Source organism: uncultured Granulicatella sp., from assembly GCF_963516875.1.
Classification (GTDB): Bacteria; Bacillota; Bacilli; order Lactobacillales; family Aerococcaceae; genus Granulicatella.
This window is the reverse complement of record NZ_CAUQCL010000011.1, coordinates 31,787-52,633: the sequence shown is the minus strand read 5'-3', so window position 1 is coordinate 52,633 and position 20,847 is coordinate 31,787. Positions and strand designations below refer to the sequence as shown.

Annotated in this window: 16 protein-coding genes and 1 pseudogene; 13 read left to right on the top strand and 4 right to left on the bottom strand. The window is 31.4% G+C overall.

Features of this window, described 5'->3' with window-relative positions:
* The first annotated feature begins 21 nt into the window (after positions 1-21).
* The 13 genes and pseudogenes from galT to RWM24_RS05600 all read left to right on the top strand — a co-directional run bounded on the left by galT (position 22) and on the right by RWM24_RS05600 (position 16,279).
* Positions 22-1,497: a UDP-glucose--hexose-1-phosphate uridylyltransferase gene (gene galT, locus RWM24_RS05655; protein WP_314112377.1), complete on the top strand. Its 1,476-nt coding sequence runs from the start codon at positions 22-24 to the stop codon at positions 1,495-1,497.
* Positions 1,498-1,647: 150 nt separating this feature from the next.
* A complete protein-coding gene (locus tag RWM24_RS05650; RefSeq protein WP_314112375.1) occupies positions 1,648-2,310 on the top strand; it encodes a DUF1868 domain-containing protein in 663 nt (220 codons plus the stop codon).
* A 26-nt stretch (positions 2,311-2,336) separates the two neighbouring features.
* The gene (locus RWM24_RS05645; RefSeq protein WP_314112374.1) at positions 2,337-3,410 is read left to right on the top strand and encodes an extracellular solute-binding protein; all 1,074 of its coding nucleotides are present in this window, start codon (positions 2,337-2,339) and stop codon (positions 3,408-3,410) included.
* 97 nt (positions 3,411-3,507) lie between these two features.
* Positions 3,508-4,518 (top strand): ABC transporter ATP-binding protein, encoded by a 1,011-nt coding sequence (locus RWM24_RS05640; protein ID WP_314112373.1) that lies wholly within the window; start codon positions 3,508-3,510, stop codon positions 4,516-4,518.
* Positions 4,519-4,530: 12 nt separating this feature from the next.
* Positions 4,531-6,222 (top strand): iron ABC transporter permease, encoded by a 1,692-nt coding sequence (locus RWM24_RS05635; RefSeq protein WP_314112372.1) that lies wholly within the window; start codon positions 4,531-4,533, stop codon positions 6,220-6,222.
* 2 nt (positions 6,223-6,224) lie between these two features.
* Positions 6,225-6,923: an MgtC/SapB family protein gene (locus RWM24_RS05630; RefSeq protein ID WP_006703736.1), complete on the top strand. Its 699-nt coding sequence runs from the start codon at positions 6,225-6,227 to the stop codon at positions 6,921-6,923.
* A 169-nt stretch (positions 6,924-7,092) separates the two neighbouring features.
* A complete protein-coding gene (locus tag RWM24_RS05625; RefSeq protein WP_006703735.1) occupies positions 7,093-8,088 on the top strand; it encodes a LacI family DNA-binding transcriptional regulator in 996 nt (331 codons plus the stop codon).
* Between the two features lie 460 nt (positions 8,089-8,548).
* Positions 8,549-9,967: pseudogene (locus RWM24_RS05620) on the top strand (glycosyl hydrolase family 28-related protein); the annotation flags it as partial.
* Positions 9,959-10,444: a hypothetical protein gene (locus RWM24_RS08355; RefSeq protein ID WP_399539423.1), complete on the top strand. Its 486-nt coding sequence runs from the start codon at positions 9,959-9,961 to the stop codon at positions 10,442-10,444. The pseudogene RWM24_RS05620 and the gene RWM24_RS08355, both read left to right, overlap by 9 nt.
* A 213-nt stretch (positions 10,445-10,657) precedes the next feature.
* Positions 10,658-11,362, top strand: a complete 705-nt coding sequence (locus RWM24_RS05615; protein ID WP_314112367.1) for a metal ABC transporter ATP-binding protein — start codon at positions 10,658-10,660, stop codon at positions 11,360-11,362.
* Complete coding sequence (locus RWM24_RS05610) at positions 11,311-12,126, top strand: metal ABC transporter permease (RefSeq protein ID WP_314112366.1); 816 nt, start codon at positions 11,311-11,313, stop codon at positions 12,124-12,126. Before RWM24_RS05615 ends, RWM24_RS05610 begins: the two co-directional genes overlap by 52 nt.
* Positions 12,127-12,246: 120 nt before the next feature.
* Positions 12,247-13,203, top strand: a complete 957-nt coding sequence (locus RWM24_RS05605) for an AEC family transporter (protein ID WP_314112365.1) — start codon at positions 12,247-12,249, stop codon at positions 13,201-13,203.
* A 250-nt stretch (positions 13,204-13,453) separates the two neighbouring features.
* Positions 13,454-16,279, top strand: a complete 2,826-nt coding sequence (locus RWM24_RS05600; protein WP_314112364.1) for a hypothetical protein — start codon at positions 13,454-13,456, stop codon at positions 16,277-16,279.
* A 204-nt stretch (positions 16,280-16,483) separates the two neighbouring features.
* Here the strand turns inward: RWM24_RS05600 and purR are convergent, their stop codons facing one another.
* From purR to RWM24_RS05580, 4 genes are all read right to left on the bottom strand, one after another.
* Positions 16,484-17,323, bottom strand: coding sequence for a pur operon repressor (gene purR / locus RWM24_RS05595; RefSeq protein WP_314112362.1), 840 nt, complete (start codon positions 17,321-17,323; stop codon positions 16,484-16,486).
* A 259-nt stretch (positions 17,324-17,582) separates the two neighbouring features.
* Positions 17,583-18,401, bottom strand: coding sequence for a sugar-phosphatase (gene yidA, locus RWM24_RS05590; protein WP_314112360.1), 819 nt, complete (start codon positions 18,399-18,401; stop codon positions 17,583-17,585).
* Positions 18,402-18,523: 122 nt separating this feature from the next.
* A complete protein-coding gene (locus tag RWM24_RS05585; RefSeq protein WP_314112359.1) occupies positions 18,524-19,876 on the bottom strand; it encodes an HD domain-containing protein in 1,353 nt (450 codons plus the stop codon).
* Positions 19,877-19,909: 33 nt separating this feature from the next.
* Positions 19,910-20,734 (bottom strand): lipoate--protein ligase family protein, encoded by an 825-nt coding sequence (locus RWM24_RS05580; protein ID WP_314112357.1) that lies wholly within the window; start codon positions 20,732-20,734, stop codon positions 19,910-19,912.
* Positions 20,735-20,847 lie beyond the last annotated feature (113 nt).

Here is a 20,847-nt window from a genome sequence, read left to right as displayed (position 1 = left end):
ATAAAGTTAAAGGAGAAAATAATGCAACCATTAATTGACAAATTTGTAGAGAAAGTTATCAACTACGGAGTATATAGTTCAATGGATTATTCCTATGTTAAAAATAGGGTACTAGCTTTAGTAGGAGAGGAAGGAATTGACACTTTTACAAAGGAAGAAGATATAAAAAGCCTAAAAGATAGTTTAGTGGAAATAGCAGAAAAAAATGGAAAAGTTCATTCGACAGCTGAAGAAAAAGACTGTTTAGGTGCAGAGTTAATGAATTTTATTACTCCAATACCAAGTCTTATGAATGAAATTTTTTGGAATTCATACAAGGTATCTCCTCAAAAGGCAATTGAAAATTTTTATCAAATAAGTAAGGATAATGATTATATTAAGTTATCCGCTATTTCAAAAAATATTGCGTTCCAAGCAGAAACGAAGTATGGAAATCTTGAAATTACAATTAATTTATCTAAACCTGAAAAAGATCCTAAAACAATCGCAGCTGAAAAATTACTGAAACCATCAAATTATCCAAAATGTCTTTTATGCATGGAAAATGAAGGTTATCAAGGACGAGTGAATTATCCAGCAAGAGCAAATCATAGAATTATAAGAATGAATCTTGGAGAAGAACTATGGGGATTTCAATATTCTCCGTATTCATATTTTAATGAACATGCTATCTTTTTTAATTCAGAACATGTTCCGATGGCAATTACTCCTAAGACATTTGAACAATTATTAGATATTATTGATATTATTCCAGGATATTTTGTAGGATCAAATTCTGATCTTCCTATCTCTGGAGGTTCTATACTAAGTCATAATCATTATCAAGGTGGAAAATATGTATTCCCAATGGAAAAAGCAGATTATGACATAAATTTTGAATTTACAGGTTTTGAAGATATAGAAGCTGGAATAGTTAATTGGCCAATGTCAGTTATTAGATTGCGTGGAAAAGATAAAAAGAGAATTATAGAATTATCATCGAAGATATTGGAGAAATGGAAAAATTATACAGATATTGAATTAGATATTATTGCAAAAACAGGTGATACTCCGCATCATACTGTTACTCCTATTGCTAGAAAAGTTGATGGAAAGTATGAAATGGATATAGTTTTAAGAGATAATCATACATCTGAATTACATCCAGACGGCGTTTATCATCCTCATAAAGATGTTCATCATATAAAAAAAGAAAATATTGGATTAATAGAAGTAATGGGGCTTGCAATTTTACCACCTCGCTTAAAAACTGAATTAGAAGAAGTAGAGAAATTTTTATTAAATAAACCAAATGAAATAGCAAAGTATCATTTAGATTGGGCTAAACAATTAAAAGAGAAATATTCAAATATAGAAGAAAAAGAAGTTACTAAAATTATTCAATATGAAGTAGGTCAAGTTTTTGCTAGAGTATTGGAAGATGCAGGTGTGTATAAAAATAATCAATCTGGTCGAGAAGGATTTAAGAGATTTATTGAAACAGTGGGAATTAATTAGAATAGCTTAAATATAAAACTATAAATAAATTTCTAAAAAGAATTTAAAAAAATAAAATGAAAGCGGTTGACAATAAAACGTTTACAACGTATAATGAACTCATCGGGTTGACACCGGTGTCAAAAAAAGAAAAAACAAAGGAAGAAGTTTATGAAAAATCTTACTAAAATTAAATTTAAGGAAAATGGTGAATTTAACCATTTTCCAGGAAATACTGTAGTTGCAAATTTATACAGTAAACCAGACTTGATGGAAGTAGTTGATATTATTCAATCTCGCTATAGAGAGTTACCATTTATTGATAAATTTACTCTAACTCCTAGAGAATCAATTCATATGACAGTGATTGAGTTACTTTGTCATGAGAATCGTGAACCAGAATTTTGGAGTAGTCACTTATCATTAGATACTCCATTACAGGAAATTCATGATTATTTTGCAAAACAATTAGAAATATTTCCATTGTTGAATGAAAACATTCATATGAGAGTAACTGAAATGGGAAATCAAAATATTTTAGTGGAACCTGCTGATGAAGAATCTGCTAAAAGATTAGAAGAAATACGTACATATGTTTCAGAAAAAGCAGGAGTACGTTTCCCTAATCATAATCGATATCAATTTCATATCTCGATTGGATATTTACGAGTTCCGTTAACTGAAGAAGAAGATAAGGAATTTAAAAAAGTAAAAGAAGAATTAACAAAAGTATTACTAGAGAAAGTACCTGTAATTACTGTGAATCGCATTGATTATACAGTGTTTGAAGATATGAGACAATTTGTTCCATATCATGAAAAATTTGGGAAATAAAAAATTAACATAAAAGGAGTTTTATTATGAAAACTAAGAAATTTTTATCAAAATTATTAACAACAGTATTTACAGCAACAGCTTTGGCAGCTTGTTCAAGTAGTACAAATCCTTCATCTAATTCTAACTCAGGAGCTGATGAAAAAGCAGATAAAAGTCAAGAATTAGTAATCTATTCTAACTCGGTATCAAACGGGCGTGGAGACTGGTTAACAGCTCAAGCAAAGGAAGCAGGATTTAATATTCGTATGGTTGATATTGCCGGTGCACAACTTGCAGATCGTGTTATTGCAGAAAAAAATAATTCAGTTGCTGATATGGTATTTGGGATTGGAGCTGTAGATTCAAATAAATTACGAGATGCAAAATTATTAGAACAATTTAAACCTGATTGGTTTGATAAAATTGATTCATCATTAGCAGATAAAGATGGTTTTTATAATCCAGTGATTGTTCAACCGTTAGTATTAATTGGAAATCCTGAAGCGAAAGAAATGCCAAAAGATTGGACAGAGTTAGCAAGTAAATATAAAGGTCAATATTCAATTTATGGATTAACAGGTGGTACTGGACGTGCGATTTATGCAAGTATCTTAGTTCGTTATCTTGATGAAAAAGGAGATTTAGGTGTATCTGAAAAAGGTTGGAATGTTGCAAAAGATTATTTTGCAAATGCATATACACTTCAAAAAGGTGAAAGTACAGTCGTTAAAGTTTTAGATAAAGAAAGTCCTGTTCAATATGGTATGATTTGGGGCTCAGGAGCATTAGTAGGACAAAAAGAACAAAATGTAGAATTTAAAGTAATGACACCAGATGTAGGTGTTCCATTTGTAACAGAACAAACAATGGTATTAAATACTAGTAAGAAAAAAGCACTTGCTAAAGAATTTATTAACTGGTTTGGTCAAGCTAAAATTCAAGCTGAATATAGTAAAAACTTTGGATCTATCCCTGCAAATAAAGATGCGGTATCTGAATTACCAGAAGATACTAAGAAATTTGTTGGACAACTTAAACCACAAGCTATTGATTGGGAAGTTGTTGGAAAATACTTAGACCAATGGGTTGAAAAAGCAGAATTAGAATACGTTAAATAATTTTATAAATGGTATCACGAGTCTCGCAGGGTCTAAACTCTATTAGATAGAAAGAACCTTTGCGAGACTTTTTGAAATAGATGAAGGAGAAAACATTATGATTAAATTTGAAAATATTCAAATTAAGTATGGAGATTTTATTGCAATTGATAATCTTAATCTTGAAATTAATGAAGGTGAATTTTTTACTTTTTTAGGACCGTCAGGTTGTGGAAAATCAACAACTTTAAGAGCTTTAGTAGGATTTCTTGATCCTTCTCAAGGACGAATTGAAGTAAATGGGAAAGATGTGACTAAATTAGAACCTGAAAAACGTGGAATTGGAATCGTGTTTCAATCTTATGCTTTATTCCCAACAATGACAGTATTTGATAATATTGCTTTTGGATTGAAAGTAAAAAAAGTTGCTCCAGATGTTATTAAAGCAAAAGTTGCAGCAGTAGCTGCAAAAATTAAAATTTCTGATAAACAATTACAACGTAATGTGTCAGAATTATCTGGTGGTCAACAACAGCGTGTAGCATTAGCTCGTGCATTAGTATTAGAACCTAAAATTCTTTGTTTAGATGAACCTCTTTCTAATCTTGATGCAAAATTACGTGTAGATTTAAGAAAAGAATTAAAACGTCTGCAAAAAGATTTAGGAATTACAACATTATATGTTACACATGACCAAGAGGAAGCTTTAACATTATCAGACAGAATTGCTGTATTCAATAATGGGTTTATTGAACAAGTAGGAACACCACCTGAAATTTATCATCAATCAAAAACAGAGTTTGTATGTGATTTTATTGGAGATATTAATGTCTTAACTGAAGAAACGGTTCATGCTATTTTATCTAAAAATCCATCAGTAAACTTAGAAGATAAGAAAGGATATATTCGTCTAGAGAAAATTCGTTTTAAACGTGAAACAGAAGAAGATATCGTCTTAAATGGTACAATTATTGACACAGAATTTTCTGGTGTAAACGTTCGATATACGATACAAGTATCTGAAAATCAAATTGTCAATGTGACTCGTATTGATAGTCAATTTGCAATTAAATCTGTGGGGGAAAATGTAGAACTATATATTACACCTTCAGATATTGTTCAATATTAGGGAGGGGATAGTATGCGTAAAAAGTTAAATTGGAAAGATTGGCTTATTCGTTTAGGATTAGTCTGGTTCCTAGTAACGTTTATTATTTATCCAAACTTTGATTTAGTAGTGAATGTATTTGTTAAAGACGGACATTTTTCTATAAATGCAATTGAACGTGTTTTAAAATCTCAAAGAGCTCTACAAAGTATTATGAACAGTTTTAAATTAGCTTTTTCATTGATTATTACAGTAAACATTGTAGGAGTACTTTGTGTATTATTCACCGAATACTTTGATATTAAAGGAGCTAAAATCTTAAAATTAGGATACATGACTTCATTGATTTATGGAGGGGTTGTTCTTGCGACAGGTTATAAATTTGTTTATGGACCTTATGGAATGATTACAAGAGTTTTACAAAACATTATTCCTTCACTTGATCCTAACTGGTTTATTGGATATGGAGCAGTATTGTTTATTATGACTTTCTCAGGAACTGCTAATCATACATTGTTTTTAACAAATACGATTAGAAGTGTAGATTATCATACAATTGAAGCTGCACGTAATATGGGTGCAAAACCTTTTACAGTGTTTAGAAAAGTAGTTTTACCTACTTTAACACCTACCTTATTTGCATTAACTATTATGATTTTCCTTAGTGGATTATCTGCAGTTGCAGCACCAATGATTGTTGGAGGGAAACAATTCCAAACCATTAACCCAATGATTATTACATTTGCAGGTATGGGAAATTCTCGTGATTTAGCTGCTTTACTTGCGATTGTTTTGGGGATTGCTACTACAATTTTATTAACTATCATGAATAAAATTGAAAAAGGCGGAAATTATATTTCTATCTCTAAAACAAAAGCACCTTTGAAAAAGCAAAAGATATCTTCAAAACCATGGAATATCATTGCACATATTGTTGCATACGCATTATTTACAGTTTTCTTATTGCCTTTAGTTTTTATTATTTTATATTCATTTACAGATCCAGTAGCGATTCAAACAGGACATTTATCATTGTCTAACTTTACTTTAGAAAATTATTATCAATTCTTTAGTAATAGTGTTGCTTTCTCACCATTCTTAGTCAGCTTTATTTATGCAATTCTTGCTGCCATTACAGCAACAGTCCTTGCTGTTGTTTTTGCGAGAGTGGTTAGAAAACATAAATCTAAATTTGACTTCTTGTTTGAATATGGAGCTTTGCTTCCTTGGTTACTACCAAGTACATTATTAGCAATTAGTTTACTTTTTACATTTAATCAACCACAACCACTTGTATTAAATAAAATTTTAGTTGGAACTTTTGTAATGCTATTAATTGCATATATTATTGTAAAAATACCATTCTCATATCGTATGGTTCGAGCTATTTTATTTAGCGTTGATGATGAAATGGAAGATGCAGCTCGTAGTATGGGAGCATCACCATTTTATACAATGATGAAAGTTATTATTCCATTTATTTTACCAGTAGTTCTTTCAATCATTGCCCTTAACTTTAATTCGTTATTAACAGACTTCGATTTATCTGTATTCTTGTATCATCCATTGGCTCAGCCGCTAGGAATTACTATTCGTTCAGCAGGGGACGAAACAGCAACTTCAAATGCACAAGCTCTTGTCTTTGTATATACTATTGTATTAATGATTATTTCTTCAACAGTACTATACTTTACACAAAGACAAAGTAAAACAACTAGGAAGTAATTATGACAGCCTTAACAAATATTGAAATAGTAATACGAATAGTTTTGTCACTAGTAGCAGGAAGTCTAATTGGTATGGAAAGAGGAGGAAAATCTCAGCCAGCAGGGATACGCACACACAGCGTTGTTTGTGTTGCAGCTTGTCTAATAATGATGACAAATGAGTTTGTTTCATATAAGTTTGGAACGGGGGATCCTACACGATTAGGTGCTCAAGTAGTATCGGGAGTAGGTTTTTTAGGGGCAGGAACAATTCTTATAAAAGAAAATAAAAAGATAACAGGATTAACAACGGCTGCAGGAATTTGGGGAGCTGCAGGTATTGGTTTGGCGATAGGCGTTGGGTTCTATCAAGGAGCTATATTAACGGCTATTTCAATTTGGGGTATTATTTCAATGTTTCAACCATTGAAAATATATTTACAAAAACGTTCAAAAATTATTGAATTGTATATAGTGGTAAATTCAACAGAAGCCTATAATCGTGTATTAGTATATTGTGCTGAAAAACATATTCGTGTTACAGATTCAAGAACAGCTTTTGGCGAAGTGAATCAAAGTCGAATTCAATATTTTGATGTACCTGAAAAGAAAATAGCGTCCTTTATTACTTTAGAACTTCCTGGGAAATTTGAACATCTTCGTTTAATGGAAGAATTGTCAGATATTGTTGGAGTTATTTACTTAGAAGAAACTAGTTAACGCAAGATAAAAAGGCGAGGGTAACCTTGCCTTTTTATCATAAAATGACTTGTTTGAAGTAAAAATCTAGTTAGTAAAATATGAAAATATAAATTGTATGTTAGGATTATATTTGATAGAATGATAGGGCAAATCACTTTGAAAATTTAGATTATTTTGAGGACTAAAAATGAAAAATAACAAGAAGATTACTATTTATGATATTGCACGAATATCAGGGGTATCCCCAAAGACTGTTTCAAGAGTTATTAATGGGGGAGAAAGAGTTAAACCTGAGACCTATCAAGCTGTAATGAAAGTAATAGATGAATTATCATATGTTCCAAATGCTTATGCTCAAAATTTAACGAAAAAAGAAACCATTAATATTTTAATATCTGTGAAAAAAATGGAATCATTCCCTTTAATTTGGTTTCAAACTTTACTAGATAAGGTATTGCAGACATGTAAAGAAGTAGGAGTTAATGCAATTGTTGAGTATTTTGGAGAAGGAGACTCTATTAAAGATTCTATTATTTCCAGTACAGGTAGTTTAGTTGATGGTGTAATTGTATTTTATGAAGGAAAAGATGATAGTCGAATTCAATATTTGAAAAAGAATAATATGCCATTTATTGTATTTGGAGAGTCTCACACAGATGGTGTTATTTATGTTTCAAATAACGATTTTAAAGCAGGATATGATTTAATGGAAGCTGTTGAAGAAAAAGGCTTTAAAAAGATGTGGTTATTAATGGGTGGACCATCTCTTGTTAATAAAAATCGTGAAAATGGTGTTAGAGAGTTTGTAAAGGAAAAGAGATATGATATTGATTTAGAAGTTATATATGGCTTATTTACAATTGAATCTGTATATGATTATGTAAAAGAGCATTTATCAACTTCTAATATTCCGGATATTATTTTTGTTTCGGGAGATGAAAAAGTTCAAGGTGTTATTAGAGGATGTTATGAAAAAGGAATATTGATTCCTGATCAACTGACAATAGTTGGTTTTGATAATATACCAATAGCTAAATATTATACTCCCGCATTATCAACCATCGCTCCAAATTATACAGAATTAGCGAAAGAAATGATTGAAGGTGTTTTAGCAATTATAAATGGTGAACAAAGAGAGTCAGTTGAAGTTTCCGCAAGTTTAATAAGACGGCAAACTTTTTAACCATATTTGAATTTTGAAAATGTAAATTTTAACCTATTATAAAATATTAAAGAATTATGTAATGTTATTGATATTAGAAAAAATTTTAATGGTATATACCTTGACAAATTAGTTCAAGGTGTATATTATGAAAGAAAATGACAGCGGTGTCATTTTTATAACTTTTCAAAGAATAGTTATAAAAAATAGGGAAACAAATCATATAAATTTGGAGGCTACCATGGAAAAGTATATTTATAATGAAACAAGCAGTATTCGTAGATTAAAAATTGGAACATGCTTATTTTTGTTAGCGTTTTCTTTCGCAGAAACTCATTTAGTGTTAGCGGAGGAAGTAAATCCAAATGCTAAATTAGTAACTGAGGAAAAGATAAGTTCAACGATGGAAGCAATACAACCTGTAAACGGAAAAATTTTAAGTAATGCAGAGATTTCTCAATTTGCGAAAGATTTTATAAACGTTAAAGAATTTGGAGCAGTTGGAGATGGGATAACAGATGACCAAGAAGCTATTCAAAAGGCTATTGATGCTGCAACACAAGGGTTAGGTGGAGGAAAACTATATTTTCCAGAAGGAACATATCTTGTTAAAAAAATTATTCAGTTAAAAAGTAATATAGATATTCGTTTGGATGATAAGGCGACTATATTAAATGGAATCAATTTTAAAGATCGTCCATCAATTGTATTTATGACTGGTCCATTTATTAATGGTGGGGATAAAATCTTTTGGGAACCGACAGAGAATATTAGTTTTTCTGGTGGTACAATTGATATGAATGGTGTATTAAACGAAGAAGGTAGTAAACCAAAGAATTTACCTTTAATAAATTCTTCTGGCGGGTTTGCAATTGGAAACAGTACTAATGTCACAATTCGAAATGTAACTTTTAAAGATAGTTTTCAGGGGCATGCTATTCAAATTGCAGGTTCGAAAAACGTTTTAGTAGATCAATCACGTTTCTTAGGGCAGGCATTGCCTAAGACAATAAAAGATAATGCAATGATTACGAAGGAGTCTATTCAAATTGAACCAATGACAAGGAAAGGGTTTCCTTACGCATTAAATGAAACAGGTGTAAAGTCTGAAAATGTGACTATTCAAAATTCATATTTTGGAAAGAGTGAAAAGTCCGGTGAATTAGTAACAGCAATAGGTACACATTATCAAGCGATTACCACACAAAATCCTTCTAATATCAAAATTCTGAATAATCATTTTGATAATATGATTTATGCTGGAATTCGTTTTACAGGATTTACTGATATTTTAATTAAAGGAAATCGTTTTGATAAGAAGAATAAGGAAGAAAGTGTAATCTATCGAGAAAACGGAGCAGCTTTAGTAAATGCTTTTAGTTATAAAAATGATAAAGATATACTTGATTTAAATAAGAAGGTAGATATTACAGAAAATGAATTCAATATTTCTGACAATAATACGATAGCAATACGAGTTGCAAAAGATAATGCAGAATATCTTGGGAAAGTAACAGATATTACTGTGACTAAAAATATAATTAAAAATACTTCAGAAGACTCTAAACAACCAAATATTGAATTATTAAGAATTAGTAATAATTTAACAGTTTCTGATAATCAGATTTTTGGTGGAGATAAGGGGATTATAATTGAGGATTCAACAGGTCAAATAATGGTTTTAAATAATAGGTTCTATAATTTGAAGAGTGATTTCATTTCCTTTATTAAATCTACTGAAAATGGTAAAGAATCTGTTATTAATGATAGTATTGGTGATTTTAATCTTGTAACGGAGAATGGAGTATATAAAATTTTAAAAAATACATTAAGTATTAGTAATGAAAAATTAGGCAATTCAATTTTAGACGGTTTAGAAAAAAATGAAGAAATAAACACATATGAATCTAAATCAATTAAAAATACAGTAACAAATTCAAATGTAGTATTAGATAAAGTACAAGTAGGATGGAAACAACTTGAAGGGAAATGGTACTACTTTGATACGTTGGGTAAGATAGTGAAAGGTTGGATTCAAGCAGATAATTGGTATTATCTAGATAAAAACGGTGTAATGCAAACTGGATGGCAGTATATTAATGATAAATGGTATTACCTAAATTCTTCAGGAGCAATGGAGACTGCTTGGTTGTTAGATGATAGTAAATGGTATTTTTTAGATGAAACGGGAGCAATGTCAATAGGATGGGTTCAAGTTGGAAAATATTGGTATTATATGAATAAATCAGGAGAAATGTTAACAGGATGGCAACAAGTAGGTGGTAAATGGTACTACTTAAATTCATTAGGAAAATTGTTAATAAACACAATTACTCCAGATGGTTACTATGTTAATGATAATGGTGAATGGATTTAATTACTGAATAAAATAGGATTTTTGAATTAACTTTATTGAAGGAATTAAGCAATGTTAGGTTGCTTGATTCCTATTTTAGTTGTGGAGTAAATCTTTTAGATATTAATAGAATTCTATCTATCGTTAATTCTTGATTATTCGTACTAAAATATGCTATCCTAACAAACGTACATAAAAAAGAATTACTACGATTTAGATAAGGAAGGAGTTAGTATGAGTTACGTTTCAGTTGAGAATTTATCATTTTCGTATGATAATGAGCCCGTTTTAGAAAATATTAGTTTCACTGTTGAACCGGGAGAGTTTGTCATATTAACAGGTGAAAATGGTGCAGCAAAATCCACTTTATTAAAAAATATTTTAGGATTATTAACTCCAAAACAAGGAAAAGCAACAATCGCAACCGTTAATACACAAGGAGAAACTTTATCGATTGGGTATGCCCCACAACAAATTTCTTCTTTTAATGTGGGATTTCCTTCAACCGTTTATGAATTAGTTGCTTCAGGTCGTTACCAACAAGGTCGTTGGTTCCAACGATTAGATAAAGAAGACCATGAACATATTGAAAGAGCCTTAAAATCTGTTGGGATGTGGGATGAACGCCATAAACGTATTGGCGAGTTGTCGGGTGGTCAAAAACAAAGAATCTGTTTAGCGCGTATTTTTGCAACAGATCCGGACTTATTTGTTTTAGATGAACCAACAGCAGGAATGGATAAAATAAGTAGAGAGCGTTTCTATCATCTTTTACATCACAGTTGTGCACATCATGGAAAAGCGATTTTAATGGTGACGCATGAGGAAGAAGATTTGGAACATTATGTGGATAAACATATTCATTTGATGAGAAAGGAGGATTCTCCATGGAGATGTTTTTCTATGGTTTTATGCAAAGAGCATTCATCACAGGATTAGCAATGGCGATGATTACGCCGATTTTGGGATTGTTTTTAATTTTAAGAAGGCAGTCATTATTGGCAGATACCTTATCGCATGTTTCCTTAGTGGGAGTTTCTCTAGGCTTATTATTAGGCTATAATCCTACCTTTATGACATTAGTAGTGGTAGTTTTAGCAGCTATTGTGTTAGAAGTAATTGGAAAATATTTTAAAGGTTATTCAGAAGTGACCGTTGCGATATTAATGTCCGGCGGGATGGCGATTGCCTTAATTTTAATGAATTTCCAAAAAGGTCGTTCAACGATTAGTGTGGATCAATTTTTATTTGGTTCTATTGTGACGATTACACAACAACAAATGTGGTTGATGATTGCTTTAGCGGTTATTGTAGTCGTGTTATATTTAATTTTTAGACGACCATTATATGTTTTATCATTTGATGAAGATACTGCTTATACGGCAGGATTACCTGTTCGTTTGATGACACAAGTTTTCACGATTATTACGGGTGTAGTCATTTCAGTGATGATGCCAATTGCTGGAGCTTTATTAGTTTCAGCGGTTATTGTGTTACCAGCCTCTATTGCGATTCGTTTAACGAGAAGTTTTACAGGCGTAATTGTGTCGGGTATTTTAATTAGCATATTTGGTATTTTTAGTGGATTAAGTATGTCTTATGAATTTGATACACCACCAGGTGCCACAATTACTTGTGTATTCTTAATAATTTTAGTCGTTAGTTTATTTGGAACAATGATTAAAAATCAATTCAAGAAATAAAGTTGAAGTCTCGGAAAGTTTGTCTAGCAGATTTTTCGAGATTTTTTATATTTTATGGAATATTGACAGGTAGAGGAAAAGCAGAGTATAGTGACTGTACTAAGTAATTGGAGGATTAAAATGTTAGGTCAAATCTTTTCAAGTATGGCAACAATTGTCATCATGATTAGTTTAGGATATGTATTACAAATAAAGGGCTGGTTTGATGAAAATTTTTCAGCAAGTATTTCTTCCCTTATTATTAAAATTGCGTTACCCGCTTCGATTATGATTTCTGTTTTAAGATTTATCTCAAAGGAAAAAATGATTGAATTTGTTGGAAGTTTAGGAATTCCACTATTGAGTGTTATTATTGGATATTTTCTTGCTTGGCTAATCGTTCAAATGTTTGGTATTCCTAATGAACGTAAGGCGACGGTAATGAATACGATTGTCAATGCGAATACGATTTTTATGGGAATGCCTTTGAATTTATCTTTATTCGGTGAAGAGGCTATGCCTTATTTTTTAGTATATTATGTAGTGAATACTTTATCGACGTTTACAGTGGGGACGTATTTATTTGCTTATTATAATCAGCAATATGATGGAAAAGGAATTCAATGGAGTCGGATTTTCTCACCACCTTTAATTGCCTTTTTAGGCAGTATGATTTTGGTATGGTTTGGAGGAACGATTCCAATGTTTTTGAATCAATCGCTCATTTATATTGGTAATTTAGTAACGCCATTATCTTTGATGTATATTGGAATTCATTTAGCACAAGTGGGGCTTCGTTCATTGACGTTCGATCGAGATATGAGTTTAGCGATATTTGGACGTTTTGTATTATTCCCGGCAATTCTTTTAACAATCCAAGTGGGAGTCATGCACTTCTTTTCCATCGAATTACCAATGAAATTACAAGAAACATTTTTCCTTCAATCAATGATTCCTACATTGGTGATTATGCCGTTATTAGCAACGGAGGAAAATGCGGACATTGATTTTGCGACATCTGCTGTTACGATTACAACTTTACTCTATATCGTGATTTTACCCGTATGGATGATGCTATTTTCGATTGCGTTCCAGTAAAACGTAAGCAAAAATAACAGAAAAACTTCCCTGAATAGCAAGGTCGCCAGCAGCCTCGCATAGCGAGTCTCATGGCTAAAATTCGAGCCTCGGTCTCGAATTTCCCCTTGTAAAATAAGCCACTTCCGTGGCTCATTTTACTGCTGCTATTCAAGGGAGTTTTTCTTTTATTTTTGCTAGTTAAAACGTTTCCTTAACTTTTGTGATGTAGTATACTTAACTCATAAAAAAACAGGAAAGAGGGAATAGAATGAAAGTTAATCATAAATCTCTAAAACTAGGAGTAGCGTTTGCTTTAGTATCAACGGTTGGTATTACAAGTGCAGAAATTATCAAACAAGAATTATCAAAACCTATTGTTGCTGTAGAGGAAACAACAACAACTGAAACTCCAGAAAAAATTAAATATAAGAAAGAAGTACAAGAATTTAGTAAAACGATGAGACCAGTAGTTGCTAAATACGGAGTAACTGATGAAAAATTAGATGAATTAGCTAATAAGTGGGTTGAAAAACGAATTTATCAAGGATATAGAGATGAATTTAATGATGAAGTTAAAAAATTATTTATTGAGACAGTAATAGATTCAACAGCGTATAATGTTATTTTAAATTCATTAGATAAAGCAATTGACATCGTACAAAAAGCGAATTATCTTGATACAGTTTCTAAAGAGAAATGGATTACAGAGATGAAAGAGTATAAAGGAGATTTAAAGGATGGATATACTGAAGATTATCCATTTCATACTCAACCTTATTCAAGAAGTAGATATTACCAAGATGATCGAAAAGATTTGTTAACGAATTATCCAACAATATTAGAAAATACAATTCAATACGTTAAAGAAAATAGAGTTAATTACCATACAGCAAAACTATATAATCATGAAATTGAAACTATTATTGGATATGCAGAAATGAAAGAAGAACAAGAAGTTAATCAGGATTCTTCTTTATCAGAGAAACAGAAAAAACAATTATTAGAAAAAATAGATAATATTTTAGAAGTTAAATATGCTTTAGGAGATAATATAGTACCATTTGAAACTATTAATGATATTATTCTTGAAATTAGAAAAGTACATACAAATGCTAATGGTAGTGAATATGAAGAACCTTTTTCAAAAGAGAAAGTTAAAAAATATATTGATAGAATTGTTCAAGAAAAAACAGAATTTAAAGTTAAAGAATTTACTTTAGATGCTAAAACTCAGTTTGAAGAGTATGGTAATAGTCAAAAAACAAAACTATTAGAGGAAGGAATTTCAGAAGAAGATTTTAATAACATTTTAAAATCTTCATTTGAAAAAGCTTCTAAAAATGTTAGATATTACTATAGACTGAACAGAGAATCAGAACTTAATTATATTCTTAGGAATGCTAAAAATGAACTTCAAAATGGAGTTGAATCATTAAAAGCAAAAAGTAAAGTGAAAGAGGCTTTAAACTCTTATGTGAATAGTAAAAAACAAGATTTGGAAAACTCTGGTATTACTGATGAAAAAATCAATGAAATTATTACTAAGCTTATTGGAAATTTAAACTACAATAAAAGATATGATCAAAAATTTGATGAAAAAGTAGAAGAATTAATTAGTGAGTATAAAAAATTTTTTGATGGAAATATAAAAATTTATTTAACTCCACTAAAAATTAAAAATAGTTTGAAAGAAAGTTATAAATTATATATACAAGAATTGGAAAAATATGGTTTTAATGATTCATTGAATAATAGTCTAATAAATGAGATAGTCGAATTTATTGATAAGGATTTACGATATGGAGAAAATTCTGAACAGTATTATGAAAGATTACTCAACGTAGCTAAAAGTGAATATCAAGAAAAGGTATTAGAAGAAGTAATTAAAATTAAAGTTTCAAAATTTAGAGAAAAACAGGAAAAGTTAATTTTAGCAGATAATCGCTATACAGATGTTGAAAAGGAAAAAGTGATTTCTGAGATTAGAATGAATCTTGGTGCACCCGTTATCCATTTCTTAAGAAATAAATTGAAGGATAATAAAAAAGAATTTGATACACTTTCACTTTCTCAAAAAATTGAAAAGATGTTGAGTGTTGTTAATGATAATATTCAAAATACTCATTTCACTGCTCCAATGAATAAGAATAAATATACAGTTAATAATGTAGCTTTAAATGAAAAGTTAGAAATTAACCAAGATTCTTCATTATCATTTTCTGAAAAATTAGCACTCCAGTTAAAAGTAGATGAGTTAGCAGAAAAAGTTATTAAAAAAATTGAAACTTTAAACTTAATTGGAGTGAATAGGGAAGGTATCCCTCGTTCAATGACTGCAGAAGAGTTAGCAGTATTTATTGAACAAATTCAAAATATTCATAATGCTAAAGTAGTAAATAATGCGAATGAAGCATTCAAGCCAAAAGAGAAAGAAATCGAAAAACCACTTCTTGAAAAACCGGCTCTAACTCAACCAGTTGATAATGGCGGAACTATTACTGAAAAACCTTCAGTGCTTCCGGAATTAAAACCAGTTCAACCTACTGAAACAACTAGTACGATTGAATTAAAACCTGTTGTATCAACAGAAAAAGAAGAGGAAACTACAGAAGTTATTTCGAATAAAGTAGAAACTACTAAAGAAAACGAAGAAACAACGAAAGAAGTAGTCTCTCGAAATAAATGGGAGAAAAAAGGTAATCATTGGTACTATGTAGATAATGATGGAAAAGCTGTAAGTAAACAATGGATTGGATCTTATTATATTAAAGCAGATAAAACAATGGCAGAAAATGAATGGATTTATGATGCTAAATATAATAGCTGGTTCTATTTTGATGAAAATGGTCACTATGTAGAAAATACATGGAAAGATCAATATTATTTGAAATCTGGTGGATATATGGCGAAAAATGAATGGATCTTCGATTCTTCATATAATAGCTGGTATTACCTAAATGAAGACGGCTCTTATGCTCGAAATCAATGGATTCAATCTAATGGTAAATGGTATTATGTACTATCAAATGGTAAGATGGCAAAAAATACTGTTATTGATGGATATCAATTGAATGAGAATGGTGAATGGGTATAATCTATTTAACAACGTAAAGAAAAAATAACAGAAAAAACTTTTCTTAATAGCAAAAGTAAAATGAGCCACTTCGGTGGCTTATTTTACAGGGAGAATTCGAGACCTAGGCTCGAATTCTAGCCATGAGACAGCATTTGCTGGCTGCTGGCGACCTTGCTATTCAGGGAAGTTTTTTTCTGTTATTTTGAGTTTATTTTGTATTCATTAATGTGTTTCTTTTAAAAATGTATGTGTATCGAAGAAGTTACCGAGTTCGGCTTTTATATGTTGGTTTTCGGTATTGATTTCTGTGATACGAATAATAGAAGAATAGTCTTCTAATTGATGTCCTGAAACTCCTGATTCACAGAAAACGACAGCACCTACTGCTTGAGAATCGAATTCTTGGATCAGACTTCTCATCCCATTGATGGTACCACCGGCTTTTAGGAAGTCGTCGACAATGAGTACATTCGATCCACTTGGAAGAGTACGTTTAGATAATTCCATTTTTTCAACACGAGAAGAAGAACCAGATACGTAATTAATACTTACTGTAGCTCCTTCTGTAATTTTTGAATCACGACGAACGATTACAAATGGAACATTTAAATAATTGGCAACTGTTTGGGCAATTGGTACTCCCTTAGTTGCTACAGTCATAATAACATCAACTTTCTTATCTTCATAGGCAGAAGCGATCATTTTTCCTAAGTGATGAAGAACGTCTGGTTTTCCTAGTAAATCAGATAAATAAATATATCCACCAGGAAGTAGTCGAGTAGAGTCATTCATTTGATCGCAAATTTTTTGTGCAGCTTCTAATGCTTGTTCTTTCTTGATTTTTGGGGTGAAAATCACGCCTCCGGCAGCTCCAGGGAGTGTATTAACGACTCCAATTCCTTGAATTTCAAAGGTGCGTTTAATAATAGCAATATCTTCACTGATGGAAGACTTTGCAGATTGGTATAAATCTGTAAAACTTGTTAATGAAATCAATGTGTGAGGATTATCGAGTAATCGTTGTGTCATATCGATTAAACGCTCGCTTCTTTTTAATTTCATTTGTTAGCCTCCTTTAAATTGAATCAAAGCTTTTAAGCTCGCTCTGGCTGAAGATTGCTTCAGTAAAACTATTATACAGAAAATTACGAAAATTACAACTAAAAAAAAGACGAATATTCGTTAAAATTAGATATTTCTTTCTAAAATCTTATTAAATTATCGTGTTTAGTGAATTGTTTTGTTATGTTGTTGTAAAAGTAGAAAACCCAAAGGAGTGTAAAATCTCCTTTAGGTTTTCGTTTTATTGTTCTTCTTGGAATTAGTTCTCCGTGTTTAATACGTGAGTTTCTACAGCTACTGCAACACCATCTTCATCACAGGTTGTTGTAATAAAGTTTGCGAGTGCTTTAATTTCATCAATCGCATTTCCCATTGCAACGCCCATTCCAGCATATTCAATCATATCCTTATCGTTTCCTTGGTCGCCGATACACATGACTTCGCTAGCATCTAGTCCTAATAGTTCTGCTAGTTTAGCGACAGCGTGTCCTTTACTTGCTTGTGGGTGTAGGACTTCTAAGTAAACAGGCATACTACGAACGATATTATGGTTTTCTTTAAATGAGTCACTTAAATTTGGAATAAGATTTTCTAAAATTTCTGGTTCATCTACGAACATCATTTTTGAAAAAGTAGCATTTGGGTCAAATTGATCTAGTGGTTGTTGTACAATTGGCATTCCAACAAGGTCACGTTCCATATAAGAGTATTTTCCAATATCTGGTGTAGTCACATAAATATTTTTTTCATCGATTGCGTGGTAATGAACGCCATATTGTTGATGGTAATCATCCATTAGTTTTAAATCATCCATTGTCATTCCAAAGCGTACTAAACTTTCGCCTGTTCCTGTTTTTTGAACAAGTGAACCATTATAAGTAATAACAAAATCACGATCATTGATTAAGTTTAATTCGTTTAAATATCCTTGAACGCCAGGAAGAGGACGCCCTGTACAAAGAACAACATAGACACCTTGTTCTTTTGCTTTTGTTAATGCAGCATGAACACGAGGAGTAATTTCGTGTTTTGAGTTAATCAAAGTTCCATCGATATCAATGGCAATTAATTTAATCATAGTTAGTCTCCTTTTTTCTGTCTCACCTTTATTATAGCATATTTTTTTACTGAATAAAAAAGCACAAAAAGACTTTTCCGCGTAGCATGTATTTCTGCTAGTTTAGAAAAGTCTTTTTAACATTATTTCATTTGGTTGGAATAGACATCAAGTTTAGTTGCTAATGCTTGAAATTCTTTATAATCTTCGCTAAATAATTCAGATGTTCCTTCTGCAAACATTTCTCTTGGGAAATATAAACGTACATCTCCACGGACTCTTCCTGAAATGGCAGAAACAATCGAACTGACAAGAGATAATTCGACCATATTTCCATTTCGTTCTACGAGTTCAATTTGTGTTCGTGGTTTTACAGAATCTGGTCGATAGAAATCATAAGGTAAATCATAACTATTATTAATAGCGGTATAATACTCGGTATTATAACCAACATTTTGTACAAGTTCTTTCATCCGTTCAATCGTTGCTTTGTCATTGACGGAATTAAATGGTACGGATTTAAATGGTCTACGATTAATAAAACGATCGGCTAAATCACTTAAAATCGCATCGTCTTCAATTTGCCAATGAGCAAAATAAGTATTTAATACACTGTCATCTAGACGTAGATAGTCTTCTAATGTCCAATTTTTTTCAAAAAATGGTTTTAAGAAAGAGGCTGTATATTTTAATGGATGAGTCGTTGAATGATAACATTCAGTAGCACGTTTTAATAAGTGATTTAACACCACTTCCATACCTCTTGATACTGGATGGAAATAAACTTGCATATACATTTGATAACGGCTAACGACATAATCTTCTACGGCATGCATTCCTGAGAAGTTAAAGGCAATTCCACCTTTATAAGGACGAATCACACGTAAAATACGAGTTAAATCAAATGTTCCATAATTTACCCCTGTGAAATAAGCATCTCGTAGTAAGTAATCCATACGGTCAGCATCAATTTGACTAGAAATTAATTGAACGACTTGTGGATTTGGGTGTTTCTTTTGAATGACACTGGCTACTTCTTCTGGGAAAGTAGGAGAAACTGTTTTTAAAATTTTGTTTACTTCTGTGTCTGGTGACAAAATAATATCAATCGTAATTTGTTCATGGTTTGTATCAAAAATTTTCTCAAAAGCATGAGAATAAGGGCCATGTCCGATATCGTGTAAAAGAGCGGCACATAGGACAACAAGGCGGTTAGAGTCATCCCATAATCCATCTTCTGGTGTTGTAGAAGGGTAGTTACGAACAAATTTGTCGCAAATTCTTCTAGCAATTTCATAGACGCCTAATGAATGAGAAAAGCGGGAATGTTCAGCCGTATGGAAGGTGAACATAGAGGCACCAGTTTGTTTAATTCGGCGTAATCGTTGCATTTCTCGGCTATTAATTAAGTCTAAAATAACACGGTGTTGAATGTGAATGTAGTCATGAACAGGGTCACGTAATACTTTTTCACGGGATAGTTCTTCAATATACATCAACTTTTCCTCCTTATACTGTTTGAAATTTCGTTAAACTTTTCGAAGATTTAAACGATCGATAGCTTTTTGATAACTTACTTCAGTTGCAAAATTAATTTCTGATTCTAATAATTCGCATTGTCCATCTAATAGAGCAGTTAAAATACGTTCTTTGACTTCTTGTACCGTTAGTGTTAAGTTTAATAATTGCGATATATTTGCCATACTATTGGCGTTAATAGTTGGATAATGCCAACGAGTTTCTTCTCCCTTAATACTTTCTTCATAAAAATCATGGATTAAGTTTCCACGTTCTTCTTGATTTCCATTAATGCTAAGATAAATAGAGACACAAATGGAATTTTTGAAACGTCTTTGCGCAATTCCAGCGAATTTTTTCCCCTGAATACTTAAATCATAGTCTCCTGGACAATAGGAATCACTCACTTCAAAGGCTTGGATTTCTTTTTCTCCAATGGCTTCTGGAAAGGCACGTGTGATGAGTTCTTGCATCCATTCATAGACTTGAGTAATCGTTGCATTTTGTCTAGAAAATAATAAACTAATATTTAAAACGCCTGAATTACTTACAACCGCTAAGCCTCCAGCATGACGAACAACTGGTGTGTAGTTTCGTTGTTTTAATAAAGCAACTCCCTCTTCTAAATAGGGTGTTTTAGTATCTGTCATTCCTAAAATCACTGTACCTTCCATTTCCCAAAAATGTAGAAAAGTTTCCGATGGAAATTGCACGAGATGATGTAAGATGGATTCATCCACTGCAAATGGAACAAAATAATCTTGCATTTGTTCTGATGAAGTGACAATCGTTTCTAGTAATTGAACTTGTTGATTTGTAATAGGTGTTTGTATCATAAAAAATCCTTTCCAATAAATAAGGAATACACTTACATTATAGCAAAAAAACGTGTGTTCAGGCATAAAGAAGCGATTTTTTTGCCAAATTATTAAAGAATTTTCAAGATTTT

Coding starts and splice junctions, on each gene's coding strand:
- galT (WP_314112377.1), top strand. CDS start 22: ATGCAACCATTAATTGACAAATTTGTAGAGAAAGTTATCAACTACGGA.
- RWM24_RS05650 (WP_314112375.1), top strand. CDS start 1,648: ATGAAAAATCTTACTAAAATTAAATTTAAGGAAAATGGTGAATTTAAC.
- RWM24_RS05645 (WP_314112374.1), top strand. CDS start 2,337: ATGAAAACTAAGAAATTTTTATCAAAATTATTAACAACAGTATTTACA.
- RWM24_RS05640 (WP_314112373.1), top strand. CDS start 3,508: ATGATTAAATTTGAAAATATTCAAATTAAGTATGGAGATTTTATTGCA.
- RWM24_RS05635 (WP_314112372.1), top strand. CDS start 4,531: ATGCGTAAAAAGTTAAATTGGAAAGATTGGCTTATTCGTTTAGGATTA.
- RWM24_RS05630 (WP_006703736.1), top strand. CDS start 6,225: ATGACAGCCTTAACAAATATTGAAATAGTAATACGAATAGTTTTGTCA.
- RWM24_RS05625 (WP_006703735.1), top strand. CDS start 7,093: ATGAAAAATAACAAGAAGATTACTATTTATGATATTGCACGAATATCA.
- RWM24_RS05615 (WP_314112367.1), top strand. CDS start 10,658: ATGAGTTACGTTTCAGTTGAGAATTTATCATTTTCGTATGATAATGAG.
- RWM24_RS05610 (WP_314112366.1), top strand. CDS start 11,311: ATGGAGATGTTTTTCTATGGTTTTATGCAAAGAGCATTCATCACAGGA.
- RWM24_RS05605 (WP_314112365.1), top strand. CDS start 12,247: ATGTTAGGTCAAATCTTTTCAAGTATGGCAACAATTGTCATCATGATT.
- RWM24_RS05600 (WP_314112364.1), top strand. CDS start 13,454: ATGAAAGTTAATCATAAATCTCTAAAACTAGGAGTAGCGTTTGCTTTA.
- purR (WP_314112362.1), bottom strand. CDS start 17,323: ATGAAATTAAAAAGAAGCGAGCGTTTAATCGATATGACACAACGATTA.
- yidA (WP_314112360.1), bottom strand. CDS start 18,401: ATGATTAAATTAATTGCCATTGATATCGATGGAACTTTGATTAACTCA.
- RWM24_RS05585 (WP_314112359.1), bottom strand. CDS start 19,876: ATGTATATTGAAGAACTATCCCGTGAAAAAGTATTACGTGACCCTGTT.
- RWM24_RS05580 (WP_314112357.1), bottom strand. CDS start 20,734: ATGATACAAACACCTATTACAAATCAACAAGTTCAATTACTAGAAACG.